12 protein-coding genes are annotated in these 14,495 nt (G+C 64.7%); 4 read left to right on the plus strand and 8 right to left on the minus strand.

From position 1 onward, the window contains the following. Positions 1 to 27: 27 nt before the first annotated feature. Positions 28 to 987, minus strand: a complete 960-nt coding sequence (locus tag GM676_RS09325; RefSeq protein WP_155463248.1) for a 23S rRNA (adenine(2030)-N(6))-methyltransferase RlmJ — start codon at positions 985 to 987, stop codon at positions 28 to 30. A 165-nt stretch (positions 988 to 1,152) separates the two neighbouring features. On the opposite strand from GM676_RS09325, the gene GM676_RS09330 reads away from it, so the two are divergent. Beyond that, entirely contained in the window at positions 1,153 to 1,410 is a 258-nt protein-coding gene (locus tag GM676_RS09330; protein ID WP_155463249.1) for a hypothetical protein, read from the plus strand. Next, positions 1,407 to 1,631 (plus strand): hypothetical protein, encoded by a 225-nt coding sequence (locus GM676_RS09335; RefSeq protein WP_155463250.1) that lies wholly within the window; start codon positions 1,407 to 1,409, stop codon positions 1,629 to 1,631. Before GM676_RS09330 ends, GM676_RS09335 begins: the two co-directional genes overlap by 4 nt. A gap of 319 nt (positions 1,632 to 1,950) precedes the next feature. On the opposite strand, the gene rraA is transcribed toward GM676_RS09335, so the two are convergent. Together rraA and GM676_RS09345 are read right to left on the minus strand one after the other, a co-directional pair. After that, positions 1,951 to 2,448: a ribonuclease E activity regulator RraA gene (gene rraA / locus GM676_RS09340; protein WP_155463251.1), complete on the minus strand. Its 498-nt coding sequence runs from the start codon at positions 2,446 to 2,448 to the stop codon at positions 1,951 to 1,953. A 36-nt stretch (positions 2,449 to 2,484) separates the two neighbouring features. Continuing rightward, positions 2,485 to 3,708, minus strand: a complete 1,224-nt coding sequence (locus GM676_RS09345) for an MFS transporter (protein WP_155463252.1) — start codon at positions 3,706 to 3,708, stop codon at positions 2,485 to 2,487. A gap of 89 nt (positions 3,709 to 3,797) precedes the next feature. Between GM676_RS09345 and GM676_RS09350 the strand changes: the two genes are divergently transcribed. Next, the gene (locus GM676_RS09350) at positions 3,798 to 4,583 is read left to right on the plus strand and encodes an AraC family transcriptional regulator (RefSeq protein WP_155463253.1); all 786 of its coding nucleotides are present in this window, start codon (positions 3,798 to 3,800) and stop codon (positions 4,581 to 4,583) included. A 106-nt stretch (positions 4,584 to 4,689) separates the two neighbouring features. Beyond that, the gene (locus GM676_RS09355) at positions 4,690 to 5,616 is read left to right on the plus strand and encodes a sensor domain-containing diguanylate cyclase (protein WP_155463254.1); all 927 of its coding nucleotides are present in this window, start codon (positions 4,690 to 4,692) and stop codon (positions 5,614 to 5,616) included. On the opposite strand, the gene clpB is transcribed toward GM676_RS09355, so the two are convergent. From clpB to GM676_RS09380, 5 genes are all read right to left on the minus strand, one after another. Then, entirely contained in the window at positions 5,613 to 8,204 is a 2,592-nt protein-coding gene (gene clpB / locus GM676_RS09360) for an ATP-dependent chaperone ClpB (RefSeq protein WP_155463255.1), read from the minus strand. The genes GM676_RS09355 and clpB overlap by 4 nt on opposite strands. Positions 8,205 to 8,245: 41 nt before the next feature. Beyond that, positions 8,246 to 8,704: a molybdopterin synthase catalytic subunit MoaE gene (gene moaE, locus GM676_RS09365; RefSeq protein ID WP_155463256.1), complete on the minus strand. Its 459-nt coding sequence runs from the start codon at positions 8,702 to 8,704 to the stop codon at positions 8,246 to 8,248. Then, positions 8,701 to 11,169, minus strand: a complete 2,469-nt coding sequence (locus GM676_RS09370; protein WP_155463257.1) for a DUF349 domain-containing protein — start codon at positions 11,167 to 11,169, stop codon at positions 8,701 to 8,703. Before GM676_RS09370 ends, moaE begins: the two co-directional genes overlap by 4 nt. Before the next feature lie 79 nt (positions 11,170 to 11,248). Further along, positions 11,249 to 11,872, minus strand: a complete 624-nt coding sequence (locus GM676_RS09375; RefSeq protein WP_229262607.1) for a hemerythrin domain-containing protein — start codon at positions 11,870 to 11,872, stop codon at positions 11,249 to 11,251. 211 nt (positions 11,873 to 12,083) lie between these two features. Then, the gene (locus GM676_RS09380; protein ID WP_155463259.1) at positions 12,084 to 14,489 is read right to left on the minus strand and encodes a bifunctional acetate--CoA ligase family protein/GNAT family N-acetyltransferase; all 2,406 of its coding nucleotides are present in this window, start codon (positions 14,487 to 14,489) and stop codon (positions 12,084 to 12,086) included. Between the last annotated feature and the right edge of the window lie 6 nt (positions 14,490 to 14,495).

The raw sequence follows: 14,495 nt of genomic DNA on the forward strand, positions 1-14,495 counted from the left end.
ATCTGCTTGACACCAGCCTATACCCAATTATGTAGTCTTGACAATATTTTTCTGTCGAACCGGAGGGCGGCGCTCACTAGTGTTGCGTCCAGCCGTCGCCTGGGTGCCGCTCTCCAGCGTAAAGCGCGCGCCGCTGTCCACGCCCAGCGCTTTCACCAGCCACGGCATGACCTCTTTCAGCATCGGCTCCAGCGTGTAGGGCGGATTCAAAATGAACATGCCGCTGCTGTGCAGACCGCCGACGCCATCGGGCATCGGCTTCTTGGTGGTCAGCACCACGTTCAGCCAGGTGGCGGCCGGCAGCTGCTTGAGCTTGTCCGCGAACTGGCGCGATTCCATGCGTTGCAGCAGCGGATACCAGACCGCGTAGGTGCCGGTCGGGAAGCGGCCCATCGCTTCGGCCAGCATGTCCTTGGTCTTTTTGTAGTCCTGCTTGTCTTCGTACGGCGGGTCGATCAGCACCAGCGCGCGGCGCGACGGCGGCGGCAGCAGCGCTTTCAGCGAGGCGAAGCCATCACTGCGGTTGACGATCACGCGCTTGCCGCGCACGGTGGAACGGATGCCCTGCGCCGCCTTGTGCTCGTCCAGCTTGCGGAAGTTATCGGCCAGCAGCTTGGCGTCGGCCGGATGCATCTCGAACAGGCGCAGGCGGTCCTGCTCGCGCGCCACCTGCTCGGCGATGTAGGGCGAGCCCGGGTAGAAGCGCATCTTGCCGCTCGGGTTCATGGCGCGCACCAGCTCGACGTATTCGGCCACCGGCGCCGGCATCTCCGCCAGATTCCACAGCTTGCCGATGCCGGTGTCGTACTCGGCATTCTTGGAAGCGAAGGTGCCATCCAGCTCGTAGACGCCGGCGCCCGAGTGCGTGTCGATGTAGCTGTAGGCCACGTCCTTTTGATTGAGGTACTCCAGCAACTGGATGGTGATGAAGTGCTTGAGCACGTCGGCGTGGTTACCCGCGTGGAAGGCGTGGCGGTAAGAGAACATAAGCTGGTGATCCTGAATGATTCAATCCGACATTATCCCTCAGAACGCGCGCGCCACCAAAAAAGCCCGCGCATGGTTTGCATCAAAGCGTGCTCATTTAGCCTGACTAAGATGGAACTGCCGCCTGCGCATCCGCGTGCGCGGCATTCTTTCATGGAGGAGATTATGGCTTTCAACAACGTAGGGCCGCTGACCTTCCTGGCGCCGGGTCAAACCGCGTTCTGGAGTTACACGTACGGCGCCGACCACGGCACCCAGTTCGCTTCGGCCGATGTGAAGGCGCCCAACCAGGGCGCCGTCCACATGGCCGACCAGCAGCGCAAGCGCAAGGACAACAACGGCAACGCAACGTACTTCGTCAACATCCACAACCAGGGTATCGGCGGTTGCTTCCACAATCTGCAAGGCGGAGGTATGTCATGAAGATGACCATCGTAACGGATGCGCACGGCAACGTGCTGGGCGCCGTCCAGGGGCACAATCTGTCGGAAACGCGGGACGGCGTGGAGGCGACGGTGTCGTTCGCGCCCGGCCACAGCACCCACATGATCGAAGTCGACGATGACCTGTGCGCGATCGACGACGTCGACGAGTTCCAGCAGCGCCTGCGCCGCCACCTGCAACAGCATCAGCAACAGCCGTAAACGGCAAAGCGGCAGCGATTGTGTCGCTGCCGCTTCTAACAGGGGCAAGTGTCGCCCGCCCCCGCTATCTCACTCCCTTTTACCGTTACGCCACGCTGAAACCCCGTTCAGCCGCGGCAAATTCCGCTTCCTGCAATTCCACAAAGGCCGGCAGCTGCCGCCATGATTTCCCTTGCTTCGTTAGGAAAATGATAGACGGTCTTATATAAGACAAACAAGCAAATTAATTCACATCAAAATCAAAGGCTTACTCGACACATTCCATGATACGAGACAATATTTCTCAAAATGAAAGTGCATGCAAGCATGAGATTTCACATTACGGAACCAGTTTTTGCTGTGCGATCAGCACGCCGTCGGCATCGGCATACACCCAGTCGCCCGGGCTGACCGGCACGCCGGCGATATGCACCCGCACATTGCGCTCGCCCACACCCTTCTTGGCGCTTTTTTGCGGATGGGCGCCCAGCGCGCGCACGCCGATGTCGCAGGCATTGATTTCATCGGTATCGCGGATGCAGCCATCGACGATGATGCCGGACCAGCCATTGTCCTGCGCCAGCAAGCCCAGTTGGCCGCCGACCAGCGCCCGGCGCAGGCTGCCACCGCCATCCACCACCAGCACATTGCCCTCGCCCGGCGTTTCCAGCATGGAGCGCACCAGCGCGTTATCCTCGTGCACTTTCAGCGTGACCACGCGGCCGGCAAAGCGCGCGCGCTGGCCGTAGTGGCGGAACACCGGCGGCAGCACGGCCAGACGGCCGTCGTCCAGCAGGTTGGCGTTGTCGTCGCATAAATCGGTGGTGGCAAAGCTCATCGCGGTTCCTCTTGCATAGTTAAAATAAATTTAATTCTATGCGGTTTTGGGCACAGCGGCCATGCGGCTGTTGCTGCCGACACCCAGCGCGGTCAGGATCACCAGCGCCTGGAAGATACCGATCACCACGAACACGCCGGCCGGCCGGTGCGCATCCATCAGCACGCCAAACAGCATGGCGCCCAGCGCCAGGCCGCTGTCGAGGCCGGAATACACCACGCCAAACACGCGGCCGGTGGCGTTGGCCGGCGCCGCGCCGCGTATCATCAGGTCGCGCGAGGGGCCGGAAATGCCGGTCACCAGACCGATCAGGCCCATCAGCACCACCGCCATCCAGGCCGGCACCACGGCCGCCGCCAGCACCATGGCCAGCACCGCCGCCGTGGCGAAGGCGACCATGATGATGCGGTCATGGTTGCGGCTGCCCGCGCCCAGGAAACCGCCGTACACCATGCCGGCCGCCGAGGCGAACATGAAGCAGGTGTAGGCCGAGGTGGCGGTCGCCAGCGACATGCCGTACAAGCTCACCAGGCTGGTGGCGGCAAAGGTCTGGATGCCGGCCAGCGCGATGGCGGAAATCAGGAAGAAGGCGAAGCACAGCCACACCACTTTCAGCTTGAGGAAGCCGAAGGCGCTGCCGCCCGCCGCGCCCGCTTTGCCCGCCACCGGAATCGCCGCCGGCTCGGGTCGCAAGGCGTAGCGGTTCAGGACCAGCAGCGCCAGCACGGCAAACGCCACGCCCGAAGCGGCCAGCAAGGCCACGCGCCAGCCGGCGCGTCCCGCCACAAACGTCAGGAACAGCGGCGACAGCGCCCAGCCGATATTGCCGCTGATGCCGTGCACCGAGAAGCCGTGCGCCAGCCGCGCCTTGGACACGCGCTGGTTCAGCAGTGTGTAGTCGGCCGGGTGGAACACGCTGTTGCCGCAACCGGCCAGGAAGGCGCCCATCATCAGCTGCACATAGCTGTGTGCGCTCGACAGCAGCACCGCCGCCAGGCCCAGCAGCCCGATGCCGCTGAACAGCACGGTGCGCGCGCCCAGCCGGTCGACCACGAAACCCGCCATGGCCTGGCCGACGCCGGACACCACGAAGAAGATGGTCATCAGCAGCCCCAGCTCCGAATAGCTGAGACCGAATTCCGGCTTCAGCCACGGAATCAGGGCCGCCAGGATGATGTGATAAAAATGGGACGTGCCATGCGCCAGCCCGACCAGCGTGATCACGCGGGCATCCTGGCGCAGCAAAGTGGTGTCGTTCATGCTGCTCTCTCCATGTTGTTTTCTCAAGTGTAAGCAATTTGGCGCCGTCTGATTTAAGATAGAGCGACAACTTTTATCGCATTTCCGCCATGCCTATCGCCATCGTCAACCACACGCGCTTCGACTGCGAGCTCGACGTTCCCGGCGCCAGCCGTCCGATCACGCTGGCCGGGCGCCATCTGCAAGCCACCGCCGTGCTGGAGCCGCACTCCCACGAGTGGGGCCAGTTCACCTACGCCGTGCACGGCGTGATGCGGGTGGAGGCCAACAACAGCAGCTGGATCGTGCCGCCGCAGCGCGCGGTATGGATACCGGCCGGCGTGGTGCACAGCGTGACCACGCTGGAAAACACCCATCTGCGGCCGATGCGGGTGTACGCCGGCCGCGCGCCCTTCCCCGGCAACAGCTGCAAGGTGCTGGAGCTGTCCGGCCTGCTGCGCGAGCTGCTGGCGGCGCTCGAGCGGCACGACCTGCAACAAGGGTCGCGGCGCGAGCACCTGCTGATGGAAATGATCCTGGATGAAATCGCCCGCTGCGCCGAGCACGCCGTGCGCGTACCGCTGCCGGCCGACAAGCGACTGAAAGCCCTGTGCGACGCCCTGATCGCCGATCCGGGCGCCGAGCTGACCCTGACTGGCTGGGCCACGCAAGTGGGCGCCTCCGAGCGCACCCTGACCCGCCTGTTCGAGCGCGAGCTGGGCATGAGCTTCGGCCACTGGCGCCAGCAGGTGCGCCTGGCCCACGCGGCGCCGCTGATCGCGCGCGGCGTGCCGCTGTCGCAGGTGGCGGCGGAACTGGGCTACGCCAGCCAGTCGGCCTTCTCGGCCATGTTCCGCAAGACCTTCGGCTGTTCGCCGTCCACCTTCTTTAAATAACAACAATAAATCTTCGTCAAGTTTTCATTTTTTGTGCCGATAACGTGAGCTTGGAGAAAAGTACGGTACATTAGTGGAAACTCATCAATTAGAAAAACGATATCGAATGGCGGATCTGTCTCTCTTCTCGAACGAGCAAATCGCCGCGCTGCTGTCGGCGCTGCCCGACCCCGCCTTCATCCTCACGCGCAGCGGCCGCTACGCCGCCATCTTTGGCGGCACCGACAGCCGCTACTACCACGACGGCAGCAGCCTGGTCGGCAAATCGATTTCGGACGTGCTGAATCAGGAAAAGGCCGCCTGGTTCCAGGCGCAGATCGCCATCGCGCTGGCGGCGCGCGGTTTGCATGTGGTGGAATATCCGCTGGCCGGCGACGACGTCAAGGGCGTGGGCGCGGACGGCCCGGTGGAAACCATCTGGTTCGAAGGCCGCGTGCAACCGCTGGAATATCAGGTGATGGGGGAGGATGCGGTGCTGTGGGTGGCCAGCAATATCACCGCCAGCAAGAAGCTGGAAGCGCTGCTGCGCATGCAAAGCGAAACCGACGCCCTGACCGGCCTGGCCAACCGCCGCAAGCTGATGAGCGGCCTGACCGAGCATTTCGAACTATTCGCGCGCTACAAGACGCCGACCTCGGTGCTAATCTTCGATATCGACCACTTCAAGGGCATCAACGACGAATACGGCCACCTGGCCGGCGACAAGGCCATCACCACCACCGCCCAGGTCTGCCAGCGCGAACTGCGCGCGGCCGATTTTCCGGCGCGGCTGGGCGGCGACGAGTTCGTGGTGCTGATGCCGCACACCGATGCCGATCACGCCATGAAGATCTCGGAACGCTTGCGGCTGAAGATTGCGGAAGCCCTGCTGGAACTGGGCACGCTGGGCAAAGGCGCCACCATCAGCGGCGGCCTGAGCGAGATGATCGCCGGCGACACCTCGTATGAAGAAGTGCTGAAACGGGCGGACGATGCTTTGTACCTTGCCAAGCGCAACGGTCGCAACCGCATCGTCCGCCACCGGGCGAATTAGCTGAACGCCAGCTCGCCGTTGACCGCGTCCACCTGGATGGTGTCCTTCGGCCCGAACTTCCCTTGCAGGATCAGTTTGGACAGCGGGTTTTCGATCTGCTGCTGGATCGCCCGTTTCAGCGGACGGGCGCCATACACCGGATCGTAGCCCGCTTCGGCAATCTTGTGCAGCGCCGCGTCGGTGACCTCCATGCCGATCTCCAGCTTGGCCAGACGCTGCCGCAAGGTCGACAGCTGAATCCGCGCGATCGCACCGATGTTTTTCTCGTCCAGGCCATGGAACACCACAATCTCATCGATCCGGTTGATGAACTCCGGACGGAAGTGCGTGCGCACCTCGGCCATCACCGCCAGCTTGACCACGCCAGGGTCCGAGTCTTCCATCGACTGGATCTTATGCGACCCCAGGTTCGAGGTCATGATGATGACGGTGTTCTTGAAGTCCACCGTGCGGCCCTGGCCGTCGGTCATGCGGCCGTCGTCCAGCGCTTGCAGCAGCACGTTGAACACGTCCGGGTGCGCCTTCTCCACCTCATCGAGCAGGATCACGCTGTACGGCTTGCGGCGCACGGCCTCGGTCAGGTAGCCGCCCTCGTCGTAGCCGACGTAGCCCGGCGGCGCGCCGATCAGGCGGGCCACCGAATGCTTCTCCATGAACTCGCTCATGTCGATGCGGATCAGTGACTCTTCCGTATCGAACAGGAAGCCGGCCAGCGCCTTGGTCAGCTCGGTCTTGCCGACGCCGGTCGGGCCCAGAAACAGGAAGGAGCCGTAAGGACGATTCGGATCGGCCAGGCCGGCGCGCGAACGGCGGATGGCGTCGGCCACGGCGTTGATCGCCTCGTCCTGGCCCACCACGCGTTCATGCAGCTTCTCTTCGATGTGCAGCAGCTTCTCGCGCTCGCCCTGCATCATGCGCGACACGGGAATACCGGTCGCGCGCGACACCACCTCGGCGATTTCCTCGGCGCCGACTTCGGTGCGCAGCAGCTTGGGCTTGGACGGATCGGTCGCGTTACCGCCGGCCGCCGTGGCTTTCTCGGCCTGTTTCAGCTGCGCCTCCAGTTCCGGCAGGCGGCCGTACTGCAACTCGGAGACGCGCTGCCAGTTGCTTTCGCGCGTGGCTTGCTCCATCTGCTGCTTGATGCGGTCGATCTCTTCCTTGATGTGCGAGCTGCCCTGCACCACCGATTTCTCGGCTTTCAGGATTTCCTCGAAGTCGTTGAGTTCGCGCGTCAGGCGCGTGATTTCCTCGTCGATCAATTCCAGGCGCTTGCGCGAGCCCTCGTCCTTTTCCTTCTTGACGGCTTCCTTCTCGATCTTCAGCTGGATCAGGCGGCGCTCCAGCTTGTCCATGACCTCCGGCTTGGAGTCGATCTCGATCTTGATCTTGGCCGCGGCCTCGTCGATCAGGTCGATGGCCTTGTCGGGCAGGAAGCGGTCGGTGATGTAGCGGTGCGACAGCTCGGCCGCCGCGATGATGGCGGCGTCCGAGATGGCGACCTGGTGGTGCAGCTCATACTTGTCCTGCAAGCCGCGCAGGATGGCGATGGTGGCTTCCACGGTCGGTTCGTCCACCAGAATTTTCTGGAAGCGGCGCTCCAGCGCGGCATCCTTCTCGATGTATTTGCGGTACTCGTCCAGCGTGGTGGCGCCAACGCAGTGCAGCTCGCCGCGCGCCAGCGCGGGCTTGAGCATATTGCCGGCGTCCATGGCGCCATCGGCCTTGCCGGCGCCCACCATGGTGTGCATCTCGTCAATGAAGACGATGGTCTGGCCTTCGTCCATGGCGAGTTCTTTCAGCACCGCTTTCAGGCGCTCTTCAAATTCGCCACGATACTTGGCGCCGGCGATCAGCGCGGCCATGTCCAGCGCCAGCACGCGCTTGCCCTTGAGCGAATCCGGCACCTCGTTGTTGACGATGCGCTGCGCCAGGCCTTCGACGATGGCGGTCTTGCCGACGCCGGGTTCGCCGATCAGCACGGGGTTGTTCTTGGAGCGGCGTTGCAGCACCTGGATGGCGCGACGGATCTCGTCGTCGCGGCCGATCACCGGGTCCAGCTTGCCGGCGCGGGCGCGCTCGGTCAGGTCGAGGGTGTATTTTTTCAGGGCTTCGCGCTGGCCTTCGGCCTCTTGCGAATCGACCTTGGCGCCGCCGCGCACGGCGTCGATGGCCGCTTCCAGCGATTTGCGGGTCAGGCCGTTTTCGCGCGCCAGGGTGCCGGCGTCCGACTTGTCCTCGGTCAGCGCCAGCAGCACCATTTCGCTGGAAATGAATTGGTCGACGCGCTTCTGCGCTTCCTTGTCGGCCAGGTTGAGCACGGCCACCAGCTCGCGGCTGGCTTGCACGTTGCCACCGGTGCCGGACACTTTCGGCAGGCGCTCCAGCGCGCCGGTCAGCGCCTTGGTCAGGCCGCCGACGTTGACGCCGGCACGTTGCAGCAAGGAACGCGCACTGCCGTCGTCCTGGTTCAGCAGGGCCGTCAGCAGATGCACGGGTTCGATGTAGGGGTTGTCATTGCCCACGGCCCGACTCTGCGAGTCCGACAGGGCTTCCTGGAGTTTGGTGGTGAGTTTGTCCTGACGCATGGTGTTGCTCCGATAGATTTAACTTATCGTTTAGATAGGAGCTACTTCCACTTATTCAAGGCCACGTCATCGCTAACGCGGGCATCGACCCAGCGCGCGCCTTCCGGCGTTTGTTCTTTCTTCCAGAAAGGCGCTTCTGTTTTCAAATAATCAATGATGAATTCACAAGCCGCGAAGGCTTCGCCCCGGTGCGCCGAGGTCACCGCCACCAGCACGATCTGGTCCTTGGGCTTGAGCGGGCCGACGCGGTGGATCACCAGCGCGCTGAAAATCGGCCAGCGCCGCTTGGCCTGATCGATAATGTCGCTGATGGACTGCTCGGTCATGCCGGGGTAATGCTCCAGCTCCATTTCCGACACGCTGGCGCCCTCGTTCAAGTCGCGCACCGTGCCGACGAAAGTGACCACGCCGCCGACCTTGGGATGGTCGGCGCGCAATTGGGCAACTTCCGTGGTCAGATCGAAATCTTCGGCCTGAATCCGGACTTCATTCAAGCTCATACACGCTCCGCGGCGCCGATGCGGCGGAACAATTGCTCGATGCGGCTGGCGGTGCGGGCATCGGCCAGCGCCGGCATGGCGCACAGTTGCAGATAGGCGGCCGAGGCCGACTGCGGCTTCTGGCCGGATTTCAGCGACGATTGCAGCACTTCCACTTGCATCTTGAGACGCTCGCGCGCGAACTCGGCGCCGCTGTCGACGCCGGCCACGATTTCCAGGCGCAGCACTTCGTCCAGCAATTTGGCGCGGTTGCGCTCCAGTTCGGCGGCGTAGGTGCTACGGCTGCCGTCGGTGGCGGCCAGCGCGGCGTTGAAGCGGCCTTGCAGCGTGCGTTCGTATTCATTGCCCAGCGACGGCAGCGCGGCCCATTTGGCTTGCCAGTCGGCGGTGTCGATGGCCTCGCCATTGCTGCCGAGCACGCTTTCCAGCGACTGGCACAGACGCAGCTTGTCGCGCAGCGCGTTGGCCTGGGCGGCGCCGGCGCGGCGCTTGATGGCGTCCGCCTGCGCCTGCACTTTGCCGATGGCGTTGTGGTAGCGCTGGCCAATGCGCGCCTCGGCCGCGCGCGGCACGGTGCCGGTGGCGTGCCAGGCGGTGGCGGCGTCTTTCAGGGTCTTGGCGATGGCGGCCAGCTGGGCCTTGTCGTCGCCGCTGAAGGTGGCCTCTTCCAGTTCCTTGCAGATGGCTTCACGCGCGTGCAGGTGGGCCTTGCGCTCGTGGTCGGCTGCATGGGCGGTTTCCTTGCGCTTGGCAAAGATGGTGTCGCAGGCGGCGCGGAAACGCTGCCACAGCGCTTGCTCGATCTTGCGTTCCAGCGGCAGGGCCTTGGCCTGCTCCTGCCAGCGTTCTTGCAGGCGGCGCAGCTTGTCCAGCGTATGGCGGTCGGATGGGTCCAGCGCCTCCGCTTCGGTAATCAGCTGCTCGCGCTTGGCGGCTTCGACCTTGCGCTGATCGGACAGCGGGGCCAGCATGTGGGCCAGCACCTTGTCGAAGGTCTGGTCGAGCTTGCGTTTTTCCTTGCGGTCGATGGTGCCGAGGCGGCCCCACATCTGGCGCAGGCGCTGGCCGGCGGCGGCCACGTTTTTCAGATCGGCGCCGCCCGCCGCCACCGACTCGGCCAGGGCTTGCGTTTCAGCGATCAGGGCCTGGGCCTTGGCGGCGTTGGCGTGACGCTCGTCGGCCAGGTGCTTGAAGTGGGCGGCGGCCGGCGCGTAGGCGCTGGTGCAGGCGGCGTCGAAGCGTTCCCACAGCGACTTCGGCGCGTGGCCGGAAACGGCGTCCAGCTGCTTCCAGCGGTCGCGCATGCTGCCAACCTTTTTCGCCAGCTCGCTCATGCCGAGTTTCTGGGCCGGCAGTTCCTCGACCGCCTTGACCAGTTCCTCGCGCGACACATTGCCGCCCCAACGCGCCCAGTCGCCAAGGCGCTTGAGTTCGGCGCGGACGTGGTTCAGGTGCTCGGTCTGGGCGTGGCTCAGGCGCGTCTTGTGCTCGCGCAGCCATTTGTCGTGCTCGGCGGCGATGTGCAACTGGCCGTGCTCCAGCGCGGCTTCCAGCGCTTCCAGCGTTTCGAGGAATTTCTTGTCGGTTTCCTGCGGCGCCGGCTTGGACGGCTTGGGCTGCTTGCGCTCGACCTGCTTGAGCGGCGCGCCCTCGCCCGCCCCCGCGCCGCCGTCCGCATCGACGGCGCTCCCGGCCTCGCCGGCCGCACCGCTTGCACGCGTGGCAGCCGCAGGCTCGACGGCGGCCGGCTTCGGCGGCGCCGTCAGCGCGGCGCGCGTCTGCTCGATCGCCTGGGCGAAGTCGCTCAGGAGGTGGCGTGGCAATGCGTTATGTTCCGGCGCCACCTGGTAGACGCTTTGCTGCGCAGCATGACGCTCCAGCGCCTGCAAGGCCTCTTCCGCCGGCAGGCCGCCTTGCGGCAGCTTGCGCACCGCCGCCATCGCATCGATGATGGTGCGCTGCAAATTCACCTGCGCCTCCAGCCGCGCCGCCAGCGCCGCGCGCGCGGAGGCATATTGCCCGGCCAGCGCCGGCACCTCGGCCACCACCTGCCACTGCCGGTCCAGCTCCGCCACCTGGTTCGGCGTCAGCTTCTCATCCTGCAACAACCGTTGCGCCACATCCAGGCACGCCTGTGCTTTTTGATGCTCGGCCTGCTGATAGCGGATCGCGTCCAGGCGTCCCTGCATCAGCTTGGCCACGCGGCGATCGGTATTGCGCACCGCCGCCAGCACCTGCTCCAGCGCGGCCTGCGAGTGCACGTGCTCAGCCGCGGCCTGGCGCACGCCGGCAAATTCACTTTCCAGTATCAGGGCGACCGCAGCCGCTTCATCGCCATTGAGGGTGGCGGCGCGCTGCGCCTGCTCGTCCCGGCGGCCGGCGGCCGCATCCTGCTGCGGCTCGGCCGCGGGCGATGGCGGAATGGCCGAAGTTTCGGTTGCACGCTTAAAGAGGAAATCAAACATGGTGCGCTATGGTGATGGCTAAAACCACCATCATAGCAAAGCAGGAGGGATTTAACCTGCGAGTGCGCTACGCGGGCGGTTATTTCATAATGACATCGTCTCGCGGCACTTGCCGCGCAACCCGTGGCACTGGCCGTGCCGGCTCATCGTCCAACCCGACGATGGGCAGCACTTGCAGGCCGGGGATGGAAATCTGGCCGTCATCGACCTCGCCGCCCGGCAGCGCGCGGCGGCGCGCCGTGACCTGGGCCGCCTCGGCCGGCGGCAGGCCGGAGCGCTTCATTTCATCCAGATGCTTGTCGTGCATCATCAATTGATTGGCGATCGAGAACCAGGTTTCGCCGGCGATGGCATTGCGCGCCAGCGCAAACAGTTCCTGTTCTTCCTTTTCCAGCCGCTTCAACAGTGAAGCGCAGAAAGTATCGATGCTGTCGCACACTTCGCTGACCTGCTCGTCGCGCACGTCGGCCAGCGCGCCCAGCTTGTCTTGCAGCAGGCGGATCGACATCAGCGCCGCCTGGTTCAGGCGGTTGAGTTCATCCAGCAACTGATCGGCGCGCGCGGTGGCGTCGCGCAGCGCCGGGATCAGATACATCTCGGTCTTGCGCCAATGACAGGCTTGATACAGCGTATTGAGATTTTCGCACGCGTATTCCAGTTGCGACAGGGTCATGCGGTTCTGCTGCATGAGCGTGCTGCGCATATACTTCTGAAACGATAGCAAACTCAGACGAACGCTCGCTTGTTCGACAGACAGTGCTACCAGAGTATATGTGGCGGTTAACATTCTTCTGACTCCCAAGGCTTGTATGGTGGAAGTAAAAGTGTAAATATTCCCGACAGCGGCGCTTTGACGTAGCACAAACCCGCCCCCGCGTCGTTAACAAGAATATATAACAAGCGTCTCCTGAATGCTATCGCAAAGACAGTTGTAAACGCACCATTCCTGCTTCAGGATGCGGCAATACCACGCCGCCGAAATGCCGTATCAGTTTTTGCACGCCGCCGTTCTCCGACAAGGCGTCGCCAACGATCTCGCGCGTGCCGCGCGCGCGGAAATAATCCACCAGCTTCTGAAACAAAATATAGCCCAGTCCGCGCCCTTTCAAATCGGAACGCACGATGATGGCAAATTCAGCGGACTGATTGTCGGGATCGATGACTGCGCGCACCACGCCCAGCGTTTCCGGCTGGCCCTGCGCGGTGGGCCGGGTGGCGATGAAGGCCATGGCGCGGTCGTAATCGATCTGCGTCAGCCGCGCCAGCTGGGCTGGCGGCAGTTCGCGCATGGCGGTGAAAAAGCGCAGCCGCACGTCGTCCGCATCCAGTGCACTGAAGAAAGCCTGATGCTGCGCGCCGTCTTCCGGACGGATGGGGCGCAGCAGGATTTGGCCGCCGCCCCAGTCCACCCGCTCTTCCAGCTCCTGCGGATAGGGACGGATCGCCAGCGCGGCGCGCCGTGCGCGGGCCTTGGCCAGCTGCATGCGCGCGCCCAGCGCCACCACGCTGCCGCCTATCGCCAGCAAGGGATTGAGGTCGAGTTCCGTCAACTCCGGCAGGTCGGCCACCATGTCGGCCACTTGCACCAGCGTGCGGATCAGCGCTTCGGCGTCGGCCGCGGTCTGGCTTTGCGCCAGCAGGCGCGAGACGCGCGTGCGGCTGACCATGTCGCGCGCCAGCGCCATGTTCAGCGGCGGCAGGCCCGCCGCGCGGTCGGCCGCGACATCGGCCGCGATGCCGCCCTGGCCGAAAAACACCACAGGTCCGAACACCGGATCATGACTGATCTGGATACGCGCCGCCGCCAGCGTGGCGCCGGTCAGCGCGGCCTGTTGCGGGGTGGCGAGGGCCAGTCCATACGCCGCCATCAGCGCGCGCGCATCGTTGTCTGACAAGTCGCTGCGGCCGGCGCCGAGCGCGGCCTGCACCAGCGCGCGCGCCGCTGCGCGCTCGCCAGCGCTGGTGGCTGGCACGCCGGCCGGCACTTCCATCAGCAGTTCCTGGTTGCGACGGTACTGGGCGATTTGCAGAAAACCGTTGACGGCTTTTTCCGGCGTGTCGTACGTCGGCAAGCCGGCGTCGGCAAACACCCGGCGCGCCTGCGCCACCGAGCCGCCGCCCAGCCAGCAGGACAACACGTTTTTGTTCGCCGCCCGCATTAAAGGCGCGACCGCCGTGGCAATCAAATCGCTTGCCACCATGGCGGTGGGCGCGTGCAGGAACAGCAGCGCATCGGCCTGCGGTTCGCGCAACAGCGCCTCCACCGCGCCGGTGTAGTGCTCGACCGGGGCGTCGGCCAGGAAGTCGAGCGGATTGGCTTGCGGCGCGCCGGCCTGCACCAGCCGCTTGAGCGTTTCAGGCGACAGCGGCGCCAGTTGCGCGCCGCTGCACGCCAGCGCATCGGCCGCGATCAGGCCCAGACCACCGCCGTTGGTGATGACCGCCAGCCGTTCACCGCGCTGCGGGCGCTGGCGCGCCAGCGTTTCGACGGCGTCGAACAAATCCTCGGTGGAGTACACACGCAGCATGCCGGCGCGGCGGATGGCGGCATCGAACACCAGGTCCGCTCCCGGCGCCGCATCACGTCCCACTTTCAGCACGATGACCGGCTTGCCGCGCGCCGCCAACCGTCCGGCCGACATGAATTTGCGCGCGCTGCTGACCTGTTCTATACAGAGCAGAATCGCTTCGGTGGCGGTATCGGCGGCCAGATAATCGAGCAGGTCGCCAAAGTCCACATCAATGCCATCGCCCATGGCGACAAAGCGCGAAAAACCGATGCCGCGCTGCCCGGCCCAGTCCAGCACCGCCGTCGCCAGCGCGCCCGATTGCGACACGAAAGCCAGCCGCCCGGTGCCCGCCGCCATTTGCGTGAAGCTGGCGTTCAGTCCCAGCGCCGGCGATTGCAGGCCCACGCTGCCGGCGCCGAGGATGCGCAACAGGTGCGGCTTGGCCGCCTCCAGCATGGGCTGGCGCAGGCCGCGGCCGCCGGCCGCGCCGGGATCGGCCGTCATCACGATGGCGGCCTTGGTGCCGTTCTGTCCCAGCTCGCTGATCAAACCGGCCACCGTCGACGGCGGCGTGCAGATGATGGCCAGGTCGGCCGGCGCCGGCAAGGCGCTCACGCGGGCGTAACACGCCAGGCCGCGCAAGCTGTCATGCCTGGGATTGACCGGCCACACCTTGCCGCCATCGTGCGTGAACTCTCCCTCCAGCAGATTCGCCAGCACCCGGGTACCGATGCGCTGCGGGTTGTCCGACGCGCCGATCACGGCCACCGAGCGTGGTTGGAACAGACGGTCAAGATGACGAATACTCATGGGGAG

This window comes from Duganella radicis (genome assembly GCF_009720825.1).
Classification (GTDB): Bacteria; Pseudomonadota; Gammaproteobacteria; order Burkholderiales; family Burkholderiaceae_D; genus Rugamonas; species Rugamonas radicis.

Excerpts from the sequence above, each read along its gene's own strand:
- GM676_RS09375 (WP_229262607.1), bottom strand. The coding sequence starts at position 11,872 with ATGCGCAGCACGCTCATGCAGCAGAACCGCATGACCCTGTCGCAACTG.
- GM676_RS09350 (WP_155463253.1), top strand. The coding sequence starts at position 3,798 with ATGCCTATCGCCATCGTCAACCACACGCGCTTCGACTGCGAGCTCGAC.
- GM676_RS09335 (WP_155463250.1), top strand. The coding sequence starts at position 1,407 with ATGAAGATGACCATCGTAACGGATGCGCACGGCAACGTGCTGGGCGCC.
- moaE (WP_155463256.1), bottom strand. The coding sequence starts at position 8,704 with ATGAGCTTGAATGAAGTCCGGATTCAGGCCGAAGATTTCGATCTGACC.
- GM676_RS09380 (WP_155463259.1), bottom strand. The coding sequence starts at position 14,489 with ATGAGTATTCGTCATCTTGACCGTCTGTTCCAACCACGCTCGGTGGCC.
- GM676_RS09355 (WP_155463254.1), top strand. The coding sequence starts at position 4,690 with ATGGCGGATCTGTCTCTCTTCTCGAACGAGCAAATCGCCGCGCTGCTG.
- GM676_RS09370 (WP_155463257.1), bottom strand. The coding sequence starts at position 11,169 with ATGTTTGATTTCCTCTTTAAGCGTGCAACCGAAACTTCGGCCATTCCG.
- GM676_RS09330 (WP_155463249.1), top strand. The coding sequence starts at position 1,153 with ATGGCTTTCAACAACGTAGGGCCGCTGACCTTCCTGGCGCCGGGTCAA.
- rraA (WP_155463251.1), bottom strand. The coding sequence starts at position 2,448 with ATGAGCTTTGCCACCACCGATTTATGCGACGACAACGCCAACCTGCTG.
- GM676_RS09345 (WP_155463252.1), bottom strand. The coding sequence starts at position 3,708 with ATGAACGACACCACTTTGCTGCGCCAGGATGCCCGCGTGATCACGCTG.
- clpB (WP_155463255.1), bottom strand. The coding sequence starts at position 8,204 with ATGCGTCAGGACAAACTCACCACCAAACTCCAGGAAGCCCTGTCGGAC.
- GM676_RS09325 (WP_155463248.1), bottom strand. The coding sequence starts at position 987 with ATGTTCTCTTACCGCCACGCCTTCCACGCGGGTAACCACGCCGACGTG.